We start from the raw sequence: 18059 nt of genomic DNA on the forward strand, positions 1-18059 counted from the left end.
GGGCAAATGGCAGGAGATGTGTTATCTCAATCCGAGATAGATGCGCTGCTTTCCGCAATATCAACTGGGGAAATGTCAGCGGACGACATAAAGAAAGAGGATGAGGGGCGTAAGGTTAAGGTCTATGATTTTAAACGAGCTCTGCGATTCTCAAAAGATCAAATCCGAAGTTTGACCCGAATACATGAAAATTTTGCACGACTACTGACAACCTTCTTTTCTGCACAGCTAAGAAGCTATGTGCAGATAACGGTTGCATCAGTGGACCAAATACCATTTGAAGAGTTTGTACGTTCGATTCCGAATATGACACTCATTAATGTGTTTGAAGTGCCACCATTAGATGGTAATATATTGATGGAAATAAATCCGAACATTGCCTACTCCATGCTAGATCGTTTAATGGGCGGTAGTGGATCAAGTCATAGTAATGTAGATAATTTAACAGAAATTGAAACGAAAATTATGACAAACCTATTCGAACGTTCATTTGATAATTTACGTGAAGCGTGGGAAAATGTTGCGGAAATTGATCCGATTTTAGTGGAGCTTGAGGTGAATCCTCAATTTTTACAAATGATTTCACCTAATGAAACAGTTGTTGTCATTTCCTTAAATACGATTATCGGTGAAACAAGTGGCATGATTAATATTTGTATTCCGCATGTCGTACTGGAACCTATTGTTCCAAATCTTTCTGTTCGTTACTGGATGCAAACAAATACGAAAGAGATGTCTCCAGAACAAACAAAAATGCTTGAAACGCGCGTTAAACAAGCGCAATTACCACTTACCGTTGAATTAGGTAATACAGATATCACGATTGAGGATTTCCTGACAATGCAAGTTGGGGATGTTATACAACTAGATCAAAAAATCGAAAATCCTTTAATGTTAAAAGTAGGTACATTACCGAAATTTACTGTTCAACCAGGTAAGCAAGGCAAAAAATTAGCAATCCAAATTATCGACCCTTTGAAAGGAGGAGACGAAGATGAGTGATGAAATGCTCTCCCAAGAAGAAATTGAAGCGTTATTAAGGGGCGAAACGTTGGAAGATAAAAACAGCGGCACTGAAGCTTCTACAAATGATGATATGAACGATATACGAGTAGAGGATTATCTCGATTCGTTTGCCCAAGATGCATTAGGTGAGGTAGGTAATATATCTTTTGGTAGCTCTGCCACAGCACTTTCAGCGTTATTAGGTCAAAAAGTAGATATTACTACCCCAAGTATTTCGATGATTAACCGCAATAAGTTAGAAGAGGAGTTTCCTCACCCTTATGTGGCAGTCCAAGTTGAATATACAATTGGCTTAACAGGTATGAATTTACTTGTTATTAAACAATCTGACGCAGCGATTATTGCTGATTTAATGTTAGGTGGAGATGGATTAAATCCGAAGCCAGATTTAGGTGAGATTCAGTTAAGCGCTGTCCAAGAGGCCATGAACCAAATGATGGGTTCAGCAGCCACGTCCATGTCGACTGTATTCAACAAAAAAGTAGATATTTCTCCACCAACAATTGATTTGATGAATATTTCTCAAAATGAAGGACGAGAAAATATTCCAGAAGACGATTTGCTTGTAAAAGTATCCTTTAGATTACGTATTGGTAATTTAATTGATTCAAATTTAATGCAATTATTACCGCTTAAATTTAGTCAAAATATTGTTAAGTCACTTTTAGGAGAAACACAAACAATAGAAGAACCGGTAGCTGCAACGATTGCACCTGAAGCACCAGTAGCACCACAGCCAGTGCAACCACAAGCTCCAGCGACGCCACCACCAGCACAGCCAGCTTATCAACGGCAGGAGGCGCCAGTACAGCAGCAACCAATGTATCAAGAGCAGCAACAGATCCCTTACGCAGCAAGACCTGTTCAGCCTGTCAATGTTCAACAAGCGCAGTTTGCTAGTTTTGATACGGATGTAATCTCGCAATCTGAAGCTAGAAATTTAAATATGCTACTTGATATTCCATTGCAAGTTACTGTAGAGTTAGGACGTACGAAACGTTCTGTAAAAGAGATATTAGAACTATCTAGTGGTTCGATTATTGAACTAGATAAATTAGCTGGTGAACCAGTTGATATTTTAGTAAATAGCCGTTTAATCGCTAAAGGTGAAGTCGTTGTTATTGATGAAAACTTCGGTGTCCGCATTACAGATGTTTTAAGTCAAGCAGAGCGTTTAAATAATTTAAGATAGTTTCAATTGGAGGAGTTAACCATGTCTAAAAGAATTTTGATTGTAGACGACGCTGCATTTATGCGCATGATGATCAAGGATATTTTATCGAAAAATGGATTTGAAGTGGTTGGAGAGGCAGCTGATGGTTTACAAGCTGTCGAAAAGTACAATGAACTGAAGCCAGACTTAGTAACAATGGATATTACAATGCCTGAAATGGATGGCATTGCTGCTCTTAAAGCGATTAAGGGCTCTGATCCAAGTGCAACTGTAATCATGTGTTCAGCAATGGGACAACAAGCGATGGTAATCGATGCAATTCAGGCAGGTGCGAAGGACTTTATCGTCAAGCCTTTCCAAGCTGATCGTGTAATTGAAGCGATTCAAAAAGCTCTAGGATGATAGCATGCAAATGTTAAAATCATTTCGTTTAACGATGATTTTCGCATTTCTTGTATCCTTCCTGTTTTTGTACCCTACACCTGCTTCTGTATCTGCTGATTCTAACACAGGAAGTGTTGATGATTGCATCAATAAAACAGAAGCATGTAAAGAAGATACAGATCCAGCTGCTCCACAAAATACAGAAGTATCAGCAGCTGGAGATATATCTGCATGGGAATACATAAAAATGGTTTTGGCGCTTATTTTTGTTGTAGCTTTATTTTATGGGCTAATGAAGTTTTTAAATAAAAGAAATTTAAACTTTCAACGTAATCAATTGGTACAAAATTTAGGCGGTTTATCGTTAGGTGCACAAAAGTCAGTGCAGTTATTACAAGTAGGGAAAACACTCTATTTAGTTGGGGTCGGTGAGGATGTTCAACTGTTACGTGAAATTACTGATCCTGAAGAAGTCGCAACACTTTTAGCACTCTATAATGAACGACAAGAACTTGCAGCATCATCACCGTATATTGCAGAAGTATTTTCAAAGTTTAAGAGAAAAAATATTGGGAGCTCATCCACAGAGCAAGGGAAAGATTCATTTGGTGAGCTATTTGAAAAAAAGATATCCGAAATTAAACAGGAGCGTAGTGAAGAACTGGAGAGATGGAAGCAAAAGGAGAATGATGATAAATGAATGATGCAATCAGTATTTTGTCCAACAGCGACCCGACAAATGTCTCCAATGCTGTGAAGCTCCTTTTACTGTTAACGGTTCTCTCACTGGCACCAAGTATATTAATTTTGATGACTTCGTTTACACGAATTGTTATTGTTTTATCATTTGTTCGAACGGCTTTGGCGACACAGCAGATGCCGCCAAACCAAGTCATTGTTGGTCTTTCTTTATTTTTAACTTTCTTTATCATGGCTCCGACGTTCCAAGAGGTTAACAAAGAGGCATTGCAGCCCTTATTTTCTGAAGAAATCGGACTTGAGGAAGCTTATGATCGTGCCAGTGTGCCTTTTAAGGAATTTATGAGTAAGCATACAAGGCAAAAGGATCTTGACTTATTTTTAACATACAATCAAGCAGAAAAACCAGCATCAGTGGAAGAAATTCCGCTAACTATGCTTGTTCCTGCATTTGCATTAAGTGAGATTAAAACCGCTTTTCAAATTGGTTTTATGATTTTTATTCCATTCCTAGTTATCGATATGATAGTTGCAAGTACGCTTATGTCGATGGGGATGATGATGTTACCGCCGGTTATGATTTCATTACCATTTAAAATTTTATTATTTGTTCTCGTTGATGGCTGGTATCTCGTGATGAAATCATTACTACAAAGTTTTTAGGGGATGATACAGTATGACAGGTGAATTGGTTATTTCAATTGCAGAGCGTGCCATTATGATTATCCTTCTAACAAGCGGTCCGCTACTATTAGTTGCTTTAATCACTGGTTTAGCGGTTAGTATTTTTCAGGCAACAACTTCGATTCAAGAACAAACATTAGCATTTGTTCCAAAAATTATCGCTGTATTAGTGGCCATAGTTTTTTTCGGACCATGGATGTTATCCCAGGTGACAAGCTATGCGAGAGATATTTTTGAGAATTTAACGCGTTATATAGGGTGAGTAGATGAATGAATTAATTCCGCACTTCACGGTTTTCTTGTTAGTACTTGTACGTGTATCGGCATTTTTTGTTACAGTTCCTTTCTTCTCGTACAGAACGATTCCGGCACAAGTCAAAATAACTCTCGCACTCGTTTTAGCTTGGATGATGTATTATACGATAGACGTTGAGCCATTTGCCTTTAATGGTGATTACATACTGTTAGTGATGAAAGAAGCCCTCATTGGACTGTTACTCGGACTTGTTGGCTATATCATCATGTCGGCAATTCAAATAGCCGGAAGCTTTATTGATTTTCAAATGGGGTTTGCTATCGCCAATATTATTGACCCGCAAACGGGGGCACAAAGTCCTTTAATTGGGCAATTTTTTAATATGTTAGCAATGCTCTTACTATTAGCGATTAATGGACATCATATGATTCTTGATGGCATCCATTACAGTTATCAATTTTTACCGATGGATCAAGGATTTCCTGATTTCTCAAGTGACAATTATATTACATTTATTATAACAACATTTACGGCTGTTTTTGCCATAGCCTTTCAAATGGCTGCACCTGTAGTCGCAACATTATTTTTAGTTGATTTGGCCCTCGGTATTACTGCTAAAACTGTTCCACAATTAAATATTTTTGTAGTCGGTTTTCCTATTAAAATAGGTGTAAGTTTTTTAGTGTTATTTACAATGATGGCTGTTATGATTCAGGTTATCCAAAAACTGATCAGTATCATGATCTATGCAATGCGAGATTTTATGGCAATTTTAGGTGGTGGGTAAAATGAAGCTACTACTAGACTTAGATTTACAATATTTTTCCGGAGAAAAGACGGAGAAGGCAACACCTAAAAAACGCCAAGATGCTCGTAAAAAGGGTCAGGTTGTTAAAAGTCAGGATATTTCCAGTGCTATTGTCATGCTCATGGTCTTTATCTTTTTATTCTTCTTCGCAGGCTCAATGCGAGACGATTTATTGGCTTTTTTTAGACAAACCTTTATCCATAATATACGCGTAGAAACACTTACAATTGATAGTGTCATACGCCTTTTTACAGAAACTTTAGTACAAATGGCTTTTATCGTTGTTCCAATAATGGCAATAGCCTTTGTAGGAGCCTTAGCGGGTAACTTTTTACAATTCGGTTTTTTATTTACTTTAGAGCCGATGAAATTTGATTTAACGAAGATGGATCCAATCAAGGGATTAAAAAAAATATTCTCAGTTAAGGCCATTGTAGAGCTGATTAAATCCGTATTAAAGATTGGTTTTATTGGTGGCGTTACGACCATTATTGTATGGACGAATTTGCCAGAAGTTTTGGCATTATCCTTTAAAAGCCCTGGAATTACACTGATTACAGTGGGCAAGCTTGTTGGAATCATGGGAATTGCAGCTTCCCTCGTTCTACTTTGTGTATCCATTTTAGATTGGATGTATCAAAAACATGATTACGAAAAAAATCTTAAAATGTCTAAGCAAGATATTAAAGATGAATATAAAAATAGTGAGGGTGACCCGCTAATTAAATCAAAAATCAAACAGCGTCAACGTGAAATGGCGATGCGTCGTATGATGTCAGAAATTCCTAGCGCGGATGTTGTCATTACAAACCCTACGCACTATGCAATTGCCCTCAAATATGATGAGAATAGTATGGATGCTCCACGCGTTGTGGCGAAGGGGACAGACTTTATCGCTCAAAAGATTAAGCTGATTGCAAAAGAACATGATGTCATTATGGTTGAAAATAGACCATTAGCACGAGCAATGTATGATCAGGTAGAAATTGGCGATCAAGTACCAGAAGAGTTTTTCAAAGCAGTGGCAGAAGTGCTTGCTTATGTATATCGAATTAAGCGGAAAATTTAAAGTTTTAAGTAGGAGGGACACAAATGAAAGTTCGCGATATAGGGGTTTTAGGTGCGGTTATTTTAATCGTTGCGATGCTCATCATCCCTCTTCCTCCGTGGATGTTAAGTTTCTTAATCGTCATTAATATTACATTGGGATTAATCGTACTTTTAACAGCAATGAGTATGAAGGAAGCATTAGATTTTTCAATATTTCCTTCCGTTATTTTACTGTTAACCTTGTTCCGACTCGGACTGAGTGTATCAACAACACGTGCCATCTTGGCAAACGGAGATGCTGGTGCTGTTGTTGAAACCTTTGGTGATTTCGTAGTCGGCGGGAATGTTCTTGTTGGGTTAGTTGTATTCTTAATTCTTGTGTTAATTCAGTTTATCGTTATCACTAAAGGAGCTGAGCGTGTAGCTGAGGTAGCAGCACGATTCACACTGGATGCGATGCCTGGTAAACAAATGAGTATTGATGCTGACTTAAATGCAGGAATTATTTCTGAGCGAGAAGCACGTGAACGACGTGATAAAGTATCGGGTGAAGCGGATTTCTACGGAGCAATGGATGGTGCCACAAAATTTGTTAAAGGGGATGCCATTGCCTCTATGGTAATGGTTATTATCAACCTATTATTTGGGATTATCATCGGTGTTGTGCAGATGAAGCTTCCATTTGCAGAAGCAGCAACTCACTTTTCTAAGTTAACTGTTGGTGACGGTATTGTATCTCAAATTCCTGCGCTATTAATTTCTACAGCAACAGGTATTGTTGTAACACGTGCATCCTCTAAAGGAAGTCTTGGACAAGATATTACAGGTCAGCTCTTTGCACAGGCAAAACTGCTCTATGTTGCGGGCGGTACAATTGTATTACTAGGGTTATTTACACCTATTCCGAACTGGGTTACACTTCCAATTGGTATCTCACTAATTGCTGGTGCATATATGATGGAACGTAAGAAACCAGAAGATGAAGAAGAATTACTTGAAATTGAGGAAGAAGTGGCAACTGACGGTATGAAGAGCCCTGAAAATGTTGTGAATTTATTAAATGTGGACCCTATTGAATTTGAATTTGGCTATGGTCTAATACCTTTAGTAGATGCTGCACAAGGTGGAGATTTATTAGACCGAGTCATTATGATTCGTCGTCAGTTAGCCTTAGAATTAGGAATTGTTATTCCTGTTGTACGTATTCGGGACAACATTCAATTACAACCAAATGAATATCGAATTAAAATTAAGGGTAATGAAATGGCACGTGGTGAACTGTTGCTTGATCATTATTTAGCGATGAGTCCAGGAGACGATGATTCTATTGAGGGCATTGATACAGTCGAGCCTTCATTCGGCTTACCAGCTAAATGGATAACTGAGCAAGTGAAAGAAGATGCTGAAATGTTTGGCTATACAGTAGTTGATCCACCGAGTGTTGTTTCAACACATCTAACAGAAATGATCCGTGCCAATGCATATGAGTTACTTGGTCGACAAGAGACAAAGCAGCTAATCGATCATTTACGCGAGACACATCCAATTTTAGTAGAAGAATTGACACCTGCTCCATTATCAACAGGGGAAATTCAAAAAGTGTTGGGTAAATTACTCCGAGAAAATGTTTCTGTCCGCAATCTACCAATTATCTTTGAAACACTAGCTGATTATGCAAAATTAACTAGCGATACGGATTTATTAACGGAGTATGTGCGTCAATCTTTGGCGCGTCAGATTACTTCACAATTTGTTGGGGACGGTTCATCATTGAAGGTTATTACTGTTTCGGGTAAAGTAGAGAAAATGATTGCTGATAGTATTCAGCAAACCGATCACGGTAATTACTTGGCGATGGATCCACAAGATTCCCAAATTGTCCTGGAATCCATTGCAGCAGAAATAGAACGTGTTTCCTTTATGGAGCAGTCAGCTATAATATTATGCTCTCCAGCGGTTCGTATGTACCTGCGTCAGCTAACAGAGCGTTACTTCCCGCAAATTCCAGTTCTATCCTATAACGAACTTGATGCTACGGTTGAAATTCAAAGTGTTGGAGTGGTGAATGTAGAATGAAAATGAAAAAATATTATGCATCTTCCATACCAGAGGCTATGAAGCTTGTGCGTGCTGAGTTAGGTGAGGACGCTGTCATTCTGAATTCAAAAGTAGTAATCACAAAGAAATTTTTCGGGATTCTTAAAAAGAAAAGTTTTGAGGTGGTGGCAGGTATCGATTCAATGGAGCCAAAGGACTTGGCTCCAAAACCTGCCGAAGTACCAGTAATACAGCCTAAAAAAGAAAATGTAAGTTTACAAGAAATTACTCATGCTGTGCAAGCCAAAATACACCAAGGACAGCCGCAGCAGGATGTGTCTTTACTTGAAGACACAGGCATACCTGATGAATTGAGGAAGGAAATTGCAGATTTAAAATCTTTAATGCAGTCTATGCATAAAAAGACAACCCAAGCTCAATATCCCGATGAACTCTTCCCCTTCATTGAATACTTAAGACAGCAGGAGCTAAGTGAAGAGCTCATCACGGAGATTGGTGATGAGCTTTTTATGCATTTTAGAGAAGCATCAGAAATTAATTTTTCACAATGCAAGCTGATAACAAAAAATTTATTACGTAAAAGGCTAGAGGATTTTCCGATAGGAGGAATATCCTATGAAAGAAAATATATTAATGTACTTGGTCCTACAGGTGTTGGCAAAACAACAACTATTGCAAAAATGGCTGCTAGGGCAGTTTTAGAGAAAAAGAAAAAAATAGGATTTATTACAACTGATACTTACAGAATTGCAGCAATTGAGCAATTGAAAACATATGCAGGACTTTTACAGGCACCTGTCGAGATTGCCTATAATGCAACAGACTTTGAACAGGCCGTTCAACGTTTAGCTCATTTAGATTTAGTATTTATCGATACAGCAGGGAGAAATTATAAAGAAGTAAAATATGTTAATGATTTGCAACGTCTAATAAAATTTGATGATCAAGCAGAATCCTTCTTAGTCCTTGCTATGACAACAAAAGAGAAGGACATGGCAAACATTATCGAGCAATTTAAGCAATTACCAATTGAAAAATTCATTTTTACAAAGCTAGATGAAACAAATTCTATTGGCACAATGATTAATTTAATGATTAAATATAATAAAGGACTTGCTTACTATACGAATGGTCAAGAAGTACCAGAAGATATTGAAGAAGCTAATCTAGAAGCAGTGCTTAATTTGTTTTTCCAAGGTGAAGAAAAATGAGAGACCAAGCTGAAACATTACGCTTGAAAATGCTAAGACGGCAAGGTGATTTAGGTAGAGCAATTGCTGTTGTAAGTGGCAAAGGTGGGGTAGGTAAAAGTAACTTCACAATGAATTTTGCAACTATGCTGGCGAATAGAGGGAAAAAAGTTGCAATCATTGATATGGATATAGGTATGGGGAATATCAATATCTTAATTGGAAAAAATGTTTCTTTTAGTTTAAAAGATTACTTGGAAGGAAATAAGTTACTAGATGAAGTGGTATTTGAGGGTCCTTACGGTTTAAAGTATATTTCCGGTGGTTCTGGTATGTCGAGTGTCCTAGAATGGTCGGAAGTGTTGCTTGAACGACTTATACATGCATTTGAGCAACTACAAAAAAACTTTGATTATATTTTATTTGATATGGGGGCAGGAGCGACAAGCTGGTCATTAGAATTACTGACGTCAATCGATGAGATTATTGTTATTTCAACAGCTGAACCAACTTCTATTACAGACGCCTATTCGATGATGAAATATATTCATGTAAGGGATATGGATAAACAGTTTTATATTCTCTGTAACCGTGCTTTTAGTAAGGAAGAAGGAATGGAGACCAATGAACGATTAAAGCAGACCATGAAACGTTTTTTGGACAAAGAAGTTACTGTTTTAGGATCATTACCTGAGGATGCTGTTGTGCGTAAGGCTGTGCGCGAGCAAGTACCTTTTTCACTTGCTTATCCGGACGCACTTATTTCGAAGACACTTCAACTAATAGTGGCTCGTTTTATGGAACACCGTGTGGAGGAAGTTCACGCACATGATCAGTCAGCGAGTAAATTCTTAACTAAATTAAGAAGTATTTTTTCGAAAGGGCGTGATTAATTGGACTTTTTACATAAAAGCAAGCTATTGGTAGTTGATGATTCTGCTTTTATGAGAAAGCTAATTAGTGACTTTTTTGTTGGTAATTCGAAGGTTGAAGTAGTTGGAACTGCACGAAATGGGAAAGACGCGATAAAAAAAATTCAATCATTGAGGCCGACAGTTGTGACAATGGATATTGAGATGCCTGAAATGAATGGACTTGATGCTTTAAAAGAAATAATGACAATATGTCCAGTACCTGTGGTGATGCTTTCTAGTACAACACAACGAGGTGCTGAAAATGCCTTATCAGCAATTGAATTTGGAGCAGTGGATTTTGTCGCTAAGCCGAGCGGAACAATTTCTCTTGATTTACATAAAATCCAAACTGAACTTGTCCACAAGGTTGAACAAGCATCATTGGTACCTATTTCAAAATTAAAGAAACCTTCTGGTAGTAAAAGACAACAAGAACCGGCATTAAACGTGAGTACCATAAGAAAAGATTCACCAAATGAAGGAAAGATAGGCTCTCCTGTTAATATTTCTCCAACAAGAGTAGAGCTATCAAGATCACGTATGGAGTGGAATAAAATAGGTAGGAAAATTGTATTGATTGGTACTTCTACTGGCGGACCAAGAGCGTTACAGGAAGTCATTACGAAAATTCCTAAAACAATTCAAGCACCGATTTTAATCGTCCAGCATATGCCGGCTGGGTTTACAAAATCACTTGCGACTCGCCTTGATCAATTGAGTGAAATTACTGTAAAAGAAGCCGAACAAGGTGATATTCTCCAAAATGGAGTAGCCTATATAGCACCTGGTGGGTACCATCTAAAACTTCGAAAAGTAGGTACCTCCTTTGGCATCGTTCTAGATAGTAATGAACCACCTAGATCCGGACATCGACCTTCTGTAGATGTGATGTTTGAAGATGTGAGTCAATGGAAGGATTTTGATAAGGTAGCAGTGATTATGACAGGTATGGGGCAAGATGGCTCAAATGGACTAAAGGTACTAAAAAGTACTGGCAATGTAATTGCTATCGCTGAGTCAGCTGAAACTTGCATTGTATATGGAATGCCAAAAGCAGCAGTAGAGACGCAGCTTGTTGATGAAGTTGCAGATGTAGATGATATTGCACAAACAATAATGAAATATTTGCCTTAAAAGGGGTGTCCTCTTATGGAAGTAAATCAATATTTAGAGATGTTTATTGAAGAAAGTAAAGAGCATTTACAAGCATGTAGTGAACATTTATTAGAATTAGAAAAAAATCCGGAAGATTTGGCGATTGTTGGGGAGATTTTCCGTTCGGCACATACATTAAAAGGTATGTCTGCAACGATGGGCTTCGAGGATTTAGCAGATTTAACGCATAAAATGGAGAACGTATTAGATGCAATCCGTAACGAAAAAATTCACGTATCACCGGAAATTCTAGATGTTGTCTTTGAGTCTGTAGATCATTTAGAAGAAATGGTGATGGACATTGCAAATGGTGGAGATGGAAAGCGAGATGTATCTTCAACCGTTGCTCAATTAAAGCGTATTGAATTAGGTGAGGAAGCGATTCCTGAAGTAGTAACTACTGAGACACCAGCTACAGCTGTAGCAAGTGTGTTAGAGTATGACAGCTTTGAACAAACAGTTATTGCTCAATCTACTGAACAAGGTTTTAATGCATTCGAAATTTCAGTCAAATTACGTGAGGACTGTCTTTTAAAAGCGGCACGAGTATTTATGGTGTTCGAGATTTTAGAAAAAGATGGGGAAGTTATTAAAGCAAATCCATCAGTAGAAAAGCTTGAAGACGGACAGTTCGACCAACAATTTTACGTAGCTTTCGTAACGAAAGAATCTGCTGAAGATATGCAGAAAAAGATTATGAGCGTTTCAGAAGTTGAAGAAGTGATTGTCGCAACTATTGAGACACCAACTACTGATGTAGCAAGTGTGTTAGAGTATGACGGCTTTGAACAAACCGTTATTTCACAATCTGCTGAACAAGGTTTCAATGCATTCGAAATTTCAGTGAAATTACGTGAGGACTGTCTTTTGAAAGCAGCACGTGTATTTATGGTGTTTGAAATATTAGAAAAAGATGGGGATGTCATTAAATCAACTCCATCTGTAGATAAGCTTGAAGACGAACAGTTCGACCAACAATTTTACGTAGCTTTCGTAACAAAAGAATCTGCTGAAGATATGCGGAAAAAGATTATGAAAGTTTCTGAAGTCGAAGAAGTGATTGTCGCAATTATCGAACTAAAGCAACATAGTGCAAAAGAACAAGCAATTCAAGAAGTAGTGGCAACAGCAACGGTAGAAGTTGAGGTTCAACCTGCTACTGCACCAAAAACAAATACTGCAAAACCTACACCTGCAAAAGCAGCGGCGCCTGCTAAGGCTGAAAAAAATCATGCGCCTGTTGGTAATAAAACAATTCGTGTAAATATCGAGCGACTTGATATATTAATGAACTTATTTGAAGAACTTGTTATCGATCGAGGACGACTACAGTCTATTGCAACTGAAGTTAACCATGGAGAGTTAAATGAAACAGTGGAACGTATGAGCCGCGTCATGGGTGACTTACAAACTATTATTTTAACGATGCGTATGGTTCCGGTTGAAACAGTATTCAATCGCTTCCCGAAAATGATTCGTCAGTTATCTCGTGATCTAAACAAGAAAATTAACCTCGAAATTATTGGTGCTGAAACAGAGCTAGATCGTACGGTTATCGATGAAATAGGTGATCCGCTTGTTCATTTAATTCGAAATTCTGTGGACCATGGTATTGAAAATCCTACTGCGCGTCGTGCTAAAGGAAAGCCAGAAGAAGGGACCGTTGTACTACGTGCATATCATAGTGGTAACTATGTCTTTATTGAAATTGAGGATGATGGCGCAGGGATTAACCGTGATAAAGTATTAGCAAAAGCAATATCTAAAGGTGTTGTCACGCAAGAGCAATCCTATTCAATGTCAGATAAGCAAATTAACGAGTTAATTTTAGCATCTGGGTTCTCAACAGCTGATGTCATTTCGGATGTTTCTGGGCGAGGCGTTGGATTAGACGTTGTGAAAACAACCATTGAATCTTTAGGTGGAAATATTTCGATTGAATCTACACAAGATGTAGGATCAATCTTCTCAATTCAACTACCTCTAACATTATCGATTATCTCGGTCATGCTGGTAGAGATTGAAAAAGAGATTTATGCTATTCCACTTTCATCAATAATTGAAACTTCTATTATCCGTTCATCAGAGATTATGAATGCGCATAATCAAAAAGTAATTGACTTCCGTGGGAAGGTTGTCCCGCTTGTGTTCTTAGAAGAAATCTTCGAAGTACCTCGTAAAGAGCAGCAGGATGATGAATTCCATTCAGTAGTCATCGTACGAAAAGGTGAGAAACTTGCTGGTTTAGTTGTGGATTCATTCATTGGCCAACAAGAGATTGTACTGAAGTCATTAGGCAATTACTTAACGAATATCTTTGCTATTTCAGGTGCAACAATTTTAGGTAACGGAAAAGTAGCCTTAATTGTGGACTGTAACGCACTTATAAAATAAGTAAGGTGAATGAATAAGAGAGGTGTAGATCATGACAAACGCAGTGGAACAAGAAAGTATTAAAGTAATTGTCTTTCAATTAGCCGATAAAGAATATGCAATCCCAGTGTCACATGTGCAAGGGATTGAAAAATTAATGCATATTACACGTGTACCAAAAACGGCGAAATATGTGAAAGGTGTCATTAACCTTCGTGGTGTTGTAACACCAATTGTTGATTTACGAGAAAGATTTGAATTACCAATTTCTGAGCACGAAGAAACAACGCGTATTATCATTATTTCCTTAGAAGATATGGAAGTAGGCTTCGTCGTAGACTCTGCAAATGATGTATTAGACATTCCTGCAAATTCAATTGAACCACAACCAGAAGTAGTCGGATCGCTTGAAGAAGAGTTTATTTCAGGAGTAGCTAAAATTGATAAACGATTATTAATTTTATTGCATTTAGAGAAAGTACTAAATCCACTAAAGTAGGGATCGATAATGACACTTAATCAAAAGATTACATCACTACATTTAGATGTATTAAAGGAAATTGGGAATATTGGTGCTGCGCATGCTGCGACAGCACTTTCCAATTTACTCGGAAAAAAAATTGATATGCGAGTACCAAAGGTAGAAATGGTGTCGTTTAATGACATGATGGAGCTTGCTGGTGGATCTGAAAATGTTGTAGTTGGCATCTATCTACGCATCGAAGGTGATGCTGAAGGCAGTATGTTCTTTATCTTGCCAATCGAACAAGCGAATCGTTTTATTCGTCGTCTTATTCATGATGAATCATTCGACTTTAAAAAGCGACCAGTTTCAGAGCTAGGGTTATCAGCCATGCAGGAAATGGGGAATATTTTATCAGGTTCCTATTTATCCGCATTATCTGACTTTACAAATTTGAAAATTTATCCGACTGTTCCAGGACTAAGCGTTGATATGTTTGGTGCTATTATCAGTATTGGCTTAATTGAATTGTCACACGTAAGCGATAATGTTATCGTCATAAACACATCCATTTTTGAAGACGGGGTAGAGGACCACGAAACAGTAAGGGGCCACTTTTTCCTATTGCCCGATCCAGACTCATTTGATGCTATTTTCAAAGCATTAGGAGTTTCGTAGATGATGCTAAATAGTAGTGGGCTAGTGATTAAAGTTGGAATTGCACAAATGGATGTGGTAAAGTTACCCAACACTATCAGAACATCAGGTCTTGGATCTTGTGTAGGTGTTATTTTATATGATGAATCAAAAAAAATTGCTGGTTTAATACATGTGATGTTGCCAGATTCAAGTTTAGGTAGACAGGAGTCAATAAACGTAGCCAAATTCGCTGATACAGGTATTTCAGCTATGATTGACTTATTAAAAATAGAGGGCGTACAAAAATTCAAGCTAAAGGCAAAAATTGCGGGTGGTGCACAGATGTTCCAATTCACCTCAGATAAAGACTCGATGCGCATTGGTCCACGTAATGTTGAGGCTGTCAAACGTGAGTTGAAACGCCATGGCATTCCATTAGTTGCAGAAGACACTGGTGGTAATAGTGGTAGAACAATTGAATTTAATCCAGCAACGTCAACATTACATATTCGAACAGTTAACCAAGGAGTGAGCGAAATATAATGTTTGGTTCTATTTTTTACAACCTATGGGGAGCGCTAATTGCCTTTTCGATTTATTTTTTCAGTACATTTCAAAAACCCCTTACGCCACTACGTATTCTTATAGGATCATTTATAGTAGCCATAATCGTGTTTTTCGCAATGTATATAATTCGTTTTTTAATTGCCTATATTTTATATACACCAGAAGATAACGAAGCAATGGGTGAAGGTGAGTTGGAAGAAAACGTATCCGATGAGCATAATGAAGGCGAACAAGAAGGATCTTCTGCTAGCTCAACTGTTGAATTTCAGGATGAAAGCTCAGAAGAAATTGCGCAAGTTGTACGAACGATGATGAGCCGTGAAGACCATCAGCAAGTAAATGCATAAAATAAATAAGGGGGTCGCGAGTTGCGGCTCTTTTTTTGTTATCGTAAATGCTTTGAGGAGTACCAAGTTATATTAACCTCTTTAGAAACATTTTCATAAAATTCACCAGCTATAGTAACTAAGTTAAATACCTAGTAATTCATTAAATTATGGACACTCATAAATTTAAACAATATGTGAGAGAGTGGGAGAAACAAATGAAATTATGGTCGAATCTTGCTATAATGTAGGAAAGAATGGTAATCACTTTATCTGCATTCAGGAAGTGTTTTTTGTATCGAAAGCATAGCGGCAGATGTTTTATGCGCGTAAGCGTAGCGGCAGCAGCAGATACAGAAGACTCCCAGGCCTAGGCACAATTTAAAATCCAGATGCAATTACGCCAAGGCGAAATTGATCTTGGCGGCTCACAACAGTGAAGTTTAGTGTTTTTCTAAACGAATAGGCGCGGTAAAGGCGTTTTCTTAAGAGAGGTGGATTTCATGACACAACCAAATCTAAACGATGAACAAAAGCTGTGGAACCGTTGGATAGATGACCGTGATCCAGATGCTGGGGATTTGCTTATCAAAAAATATATTTCACTAGTATCTTATCATGTACAACGCATTGGTGCGAGCTTACCGAAAAATGTATCTCGAGATGATCTAACTAGCTTAGGCATGGTAGGTCTATTTGATGCATTAAATAAATTTGATATTAAGAGAGATTTGAAATTTGATACATACGCTTCTTTTAGAGTAAGAGGAGCAATTATAGATGGTTTACGGAAAGAAGATTGGTTGCCGCGTTCTGCTCGTGAAAAAGCTAAAAAATTAGATGCGCAAATTGAACGGTTAGAACAAAAATATATGCGTCATGTAACACCTGAGGAGCTTGCTGAAAATTTGGAATTACCAGTAGAGGAAGTCTATCAAACTGTACAGGAGCATTTCTTTTCGAATGTCCTTTCTATTAACGAACAACAAGATCAGGAAGAAACGGATGGGAAGTCATTTGTTATTAGGGATGATACAACAAAAACACCTGAGCAGGTTATCATTAAATCAGAATTATTGGGTGATTTAGCGGAAAATATTCAAAAGTTGAATGAAAAGGAACAATTGGTGCTTAGTTTATTTTATACAGAGGAATTGACCTTAACAGAAATCGGTGAAATGCTTGATTTATCAACTTCACGTATTTCACAAATTCACTCAAAGGCGCTTTTGAAGCTACGAAAGTTATTATCTAGTGAAATGATTAATGCCTAATGATGATTAGATACATAACATTAAGGGAGGAATTCCAATGAGTTTAAAGGGTGTCGAGTTACAAATTGCTATTCCAAAAACGTTTGAGGCAGGGAAAATGGCAGATCAGGCACAGCAGCAAACCTTGGCTCAACAAGCACATGCAAATGAAGCATTAAAAAAAGAAATAGATCGCAAGCAAAAAATTGTGAATACTTCAGAGGGTATGGATGAAATTAGTGAAGATGAAGAAGCGGGTGGTGAGTACATTAAGGGAACACGCAAAAAAAAGAAAAAAAGTGACAATCAAGAAAAACAGGCACGACATCCGTTTAAAGGAAATTTTGTGGATTTTAGTGGATAGGAGTTTACTATGGCAACCATACTAATTACGATTCTATTTTTCTTACAGTTGCTTTCGTTTTACTTCCTTATTATTTTAAATACGAAACTAGCTAAATTTAAAGATTTAGAAAAGAAACAGGAACGTTTAATGCGCGAAATGGATGATACAATTAGTGTCTATTTGGCAGATATGAAAGATGAGAATGATCGTTTAATACAAGAACTACACAGCGTTTCAAATTCGGAATTGAATGTAAATGCTATCCAGCAGGCTGAAAAAATTGTCATTCAGAAAGTGCAAGAGCCGCTTACTGAAAAAATGAAAAAAGAACAAGAATCTACTAATTTAGAAACTGATTCACGAAAATATATACCTAAAAATATTGTTGCGAGTGCTTATTCACGCCAGCAACAGTCTGTTTCAAAAACAGCACAATCTGATAGTATGGCTAATGAGGTAGAAAAGGAACAACCAAAGGTACTCACAATGGAGCAACAAGCCATTGAATTAGCGAAGCAAGGAAAAACACCAGAGGAAATTGCAAAACAACTCCAAAAAGGCAAGACAGAAATCGAGCTTTTATTGAAATTTCATGGCTAAACAGTTGCGAATAGGGTAAAGCTATGATATAGTTGCAAATGGTGTTATTACTACACACGCATTTTGATGTAGTAAGTGGTGCTCTAAGATTAGG

At 37.6% G+C, this 18059-nt stretch carries 20 protein-coding genes; all 20 read left to right on the forward strand.

Annotation, left to right across the window (positions count from 1 at the left end):
- Nucleotides 1-6: 6 nt before the first annotated feature.
- The 20 genes from fliM to AC2CGN_RS01120 all read left to right on the forward strand — a co-directional run bounded on the left by fliM (nt 7) and on the right by AC2CGN_RS01120 (nt 17965).
- Nucleotides 7-1002 (forward strand): flagellar motor switch protein FliM, encoded by a 996-nt coding sequence (fliM, locus tag AC2CGN_RS01025; RefSeq protein ID WP_283871170.1) that lies wholly within the window; start codon nt 7-9, stop codon nt 1000-1002.
- Nucleotides 995-2218: a flagellar motor switch phosphatase FliY gene (gene fliY / locus AC2CGN_RS01030; protein ID WP_484511614.1), complete on the forward strand. Its 1224-nt coding sequence runs from the start codon at nt 995-997 to the stop codon at nt 2216-2218. The genes fliM and fliY overlap by 8 nt, the downstream gene beginning before the upstream one ends.
- A gap of 21 nt (nt 2219-2239) precedes the next feature.
- The gene (locus AC2CGN_RS01035; RefSeq protein WP_008180756.1) at nt 2240-2602 is read left to right on the forward strand and encodes a response regulator; all 363 of its coding nucleotides are present in this window, start codon (nt 2240-2242) and stop codon (nt 2600-2602) included.
- 10 nt (nt 2603-2612) lie between these two features.
- Nucleotides 2613-3284, forward strand: coding sequence for a flagellar biosynthetic protein FliO (locus tag AC2CGN_RS01040; protein ID WP_429984542.1), 672 nt, complete (start codon nt 2613-2615; stop codon nt 3282-3284).
- A complete protein-coding gene (gene fliP, locus AC2CGN_RS01045; RefSeq protein WP_054770635.1) occupies nt 3281-3946 on the forward strand; it encodes a flagellar type III secretion system pore protein FliP in 666 nt (221 codons plus the stop codon). The genes AC2CGN_RS01040 and fliP overlap by 4 nt, the downstream gene beginning before the upstream one ends.
- A 13-nt stretch (nt 3947-3959) precedes the next feature.
- Nucleotides 3960-4229, forward strand: a complete 270-nt coding sequence (gene fliQ, locus AC2CGN_RS01050) for a flagellar biosynthesis protein FliQ (protein WP_283871174.1) — start codon at nt 3960-3962, stop codon at nt 4227-4229.
- 4 nt (nt 4230-4233) lie between these two features.
- Nucleotides 4234-5010: a flagellar biosynthetic protein FliR gene (fliR, locus tag AC2CGN_RS01055; protein WP_484511618.1), complete on the forward strand. Its 777-nt coding sequence runs from the start codon at nt 4234-4236 to the stop codon at nt 5008-5010.
- A 1-nt stretch (nt 5011) separates the two neighbouring features.
- Nucleotides 5012-6100 carry a flagellar biosynthesis protein FlhB gene (flhB, locus tag AC2CGN_RS01060; RefSeq protein ID WP_283871176.1) on the forward strand — a complete coding sequence of 363 codons (1089 nt, stop codon included), beginning with the start codon at nt 5012-5014 and terminating at the stop codon, nt 6098-6100.
- Nucleotides 6101-6123: 23 nt separating this feature from the next.
- Nucleotides 6124-8157, forward strand: a complete 2034-nt coding sequence (gene flhA, locus AC2CGN_RS01065) for a flagellar biosynthesis protein FlhA (RefSeq protein ID WP_054770636.1) — start codon at nt 6124-6126, stop codon at nt 8155-8157.
- Entirely contained in the window at nt 8154-9350 is a 1197-nt protein-coding gene (flhF, locus tag AC2CGN_RS01070) for a flagellar biosynthesis GTPase FlhF (RefSeq protein WP_283871177.1), read from the forward strand. The genes flhA and flhF overlap by 4 nt, the downstream gene beginning before the upstream one ends.
- Nucleotides 9347-10222, forward strand: a complete 876-nt coding sequence (locus AC2CGN_RS01075) for a MinD/ParA family protein (RefSeq protein ID WP_286926833.1) — start codon at nt 9347-9349, stop codon at nt 10220-10222. Before flhF ends, AC2CGN_RS01075 begins: the two co-directional genes overlap by 4 nt.
- A complete protein-coding gene (locus tag AC2CGN_RS01080; RefSeq protein ID WP_286926832.1) occupies nt 10223-11377 on the forward strand; it encodes a protein-glutamate methylesterase/protein-glutamine glutaminase in 1155 nt (384 codons plus the stop codon).
- 15 nt (nt 11378-11392) lie between these two features.
- Complete coding sequence (locus AC2CGN_RS01085; RefSeq protein WP_484511623.1) at nt 11393-13792, forward strand: chemotaxis protein CheW; 2400 nt, start codon at nt 11393-11395, stop codon at nt 13790-13792.
- A gap of 31 nt (nt 13793-13823) precedes the next feature.
- Nucleotides 13824-14270 (forward strand): chemotaxis protein CheW, encoded by a 447-nt coding sequence (locus tag AC2CGN_RS01090; protein ID WP_054770637.1) that lies wholly within the window; start codon nt 13824-13826, stop codon nt 14268-14270.
- Nucleotides 14271-14279: 9 nt separating this feature from the next.
- Nucleotides 14280-14912: a chemotaxis protein CheC gene (locus AC2CGN_RS01095; RefSeq protein ID WP_283871181.1), complete on the forward strand. Its 633-nt coding sequence runs from the start codon at nt 14280-14282 to the stop codon at nt 14910-14912.
- Nucleotides 14913-15416, forward strand: coding sequence for a chemotaxis protein CheD (locus tag AC2CGN_RS01100; protein ID WP_286926830.1), 504 nt, complete (start codon nt 14913-14915; stop codon nt 15414-15416). It abuts the gene before it with no gap.
- A complete protein-coding gene (locus AC2CGN_RS01105; protein WP_484511626.1) occupies nt 15416-15787 on the forward strand; it encodes a hypothetical protein in 372 nt (123 codons plus the stop codon). The genes AC2CGN_RS01100 and AC2CGN_RS01105 overlap by 1 nt, the downstream gene beginning before the upstream one ends.
- A gap of 482 nt (nt 15788-16269) precedes the next feature.
- On the forward strand, nt 16270-17040 hold the full coding sequence (locus AC2CGN_RS01110; RefSeq protein WP_283871183.1) for a FliA/WhiG family RNA polymerase sigma factor: 771 nt from the start codon (nt 16270-16272) through the stop codon (nt 17038-17040).
- Between the two features lie 37 nt (nt 17041-17077).
- A complete protein-coding gene (locus AC2CGN_RS01115; RefSeq protein ID WP_286926828.1) occupies nt 17078-17383 on the forward strand; it encodes an RNA polymerase subunit sigma in 306 nt (101 codons plus the stop codon).
- 9 nt (nt 17384-17392) lie between these two features.
- On the forward strand, nt 17393-17965 hold the full coding sequence (locus AC2CGN_RS01120; RefSeq protein ID WP_484511629.1) for a hypothetical protein: 573 nt from the start codon (nt 17393-17395) through the stop codon (nt 17963-17965).
- Nucleotides 17966-18059 lie beyond the last annotated feature (94 nt).

The sequence above is a fragment of the Lysinibacillus sp. DFXJR4 genome, assembly GCF_057196045.1.

Excerpts from the sequence above, each read along its gene's own strand:
- fliM (WP_283871170.1), top strand. The coding sequence starts at position 7 with ATGGCAGGAGATGTGTTATCTCAATCCGAGATAGATGCGCTGCTTTCC.
- fliY (WP_484511614.1), top strand. The coding sequence starts at position 995 with ATGAGTGATGAAATGCTCTCCCAAGAAGAAATTGAAGCGTTATTAAGG.
- AC2CGN_RS01035 (WP_008180756.1), top strand. The coding sequence starts at position 2,240 with ATGTCTAAAAGAATTTTGATTGTAGACGACGCTGCATTTATGCGCATG.
- AC2CGN_RS01040 (WP_429984542.1), top strand. The coding sequence starts at position 2,613 with ATGTTAAAATCATTTCGTTTAACGATGATTTTCGCATTTCTTGTATCC.
- fliP (WP_054770635.1), top strand. The coding sequence starts at position 3,281 with ATGAATGATGCAATCAGTATTTTGTCCAACAGCGACCCGACAAATGTC.
- fliQ (WP_283871174.1), top strand. The coding sequence starts at position 3,960 with ATGACAGGTGAATTGGTTATTTCAATTGCAGAGCGTGCCATTATGATT.
- fliR (WP_484511618.1), top strand. The coding sequence starts at position 4,234 with ATGAATGAATTAATTCCGCACTTCACGGTTTTCTTGTTAGTACTTGTA.
- flhB (WP_283871176.1), top strand. The coding sequence starts at position 5,012 with ATGAAGCTACTACTAGACTTAGATTTACAATATTTTTCCGGAGAAAAG.
- flhA (WP_054770636.1), top strand. The coding sequence starts at position 6,124 with ATGAAAGTTCGCGATATAGGGGTTTTAGGTGCGGTTATTTTAATCGTT.
- flhF (WP_283871177.1), top strand. The coding sequence starts at position 8,154 with ATGAAAATGAAAAAATATTATGCATCTTCCATACCAGAGGCTATGAAG.
- AC2CGN_RS01075 (WP_286926833.1), top strand. The coding sequence starts at position 9,347 with ATGAGAGACCAAGCTGAAACATTACGCTTGAAAATGCTAAGACGGCAA.
- AC2CGN_RS01085 (WP_484511623.1), top strand. The coding sequence starts at position 11,393 with ATGGAAGTAAATCAATATTTAGAGATGTTTATTGAAGAAAGTAAAGAG.
- AC2CGN_RS01090 (WP_054770637.1), top strand. The coding sequence starts at position 13,824 with ATGACAAACGCAGTGGAACAAGAAAGTATTAAAGTAATTGTCTTTCAA.
- AC2CGN_RS01095 (WP_283871181.1), top strand. The coding sequence starts at position 14,280 with ATGACACTTAATCAAAAGATTACATCACTACATTTAGATGTATTAAAG.
- AC2CGN_RS01100 (WP_286926830.1), top strand. The coding sequence starts at position 14,913 with ATGATGCTAAATAGTAGTGGGCTAGTGATTAAAGTTGGAATTGCACAA.
- AC2CGN_RS01105 (WP_484511626.1), top strand. The coding sequence starts at position 15,416 with ATGTTTGGTTCTATTTTTTACAACCTATGGGGAGCGCTAATTGCCTTT.
- AC2CGN_RS01110 (WP_283871183.1), top strand. The coding sequence starts at position 16,270 with ATGACACAACCAAATCTAAACGATGAACAAAAGCTGTGGAACCGTTGG.
- AC2CGN_RS01115 (WP_286926828.1), top strand. The coding sequence starts at position 17,078 with ATGAGTTTAAAGGGTGTCGAGTTACAAATTGCTATTCCAAAAACGTTT.
- AC2CGN_RS01120 (WP_484511629.1), top strand. The coding sequence starts at position 17,393 with ATGGCAACCATACTAATTACGATTCTATTTTTCTTACAGTTGCTTTCG.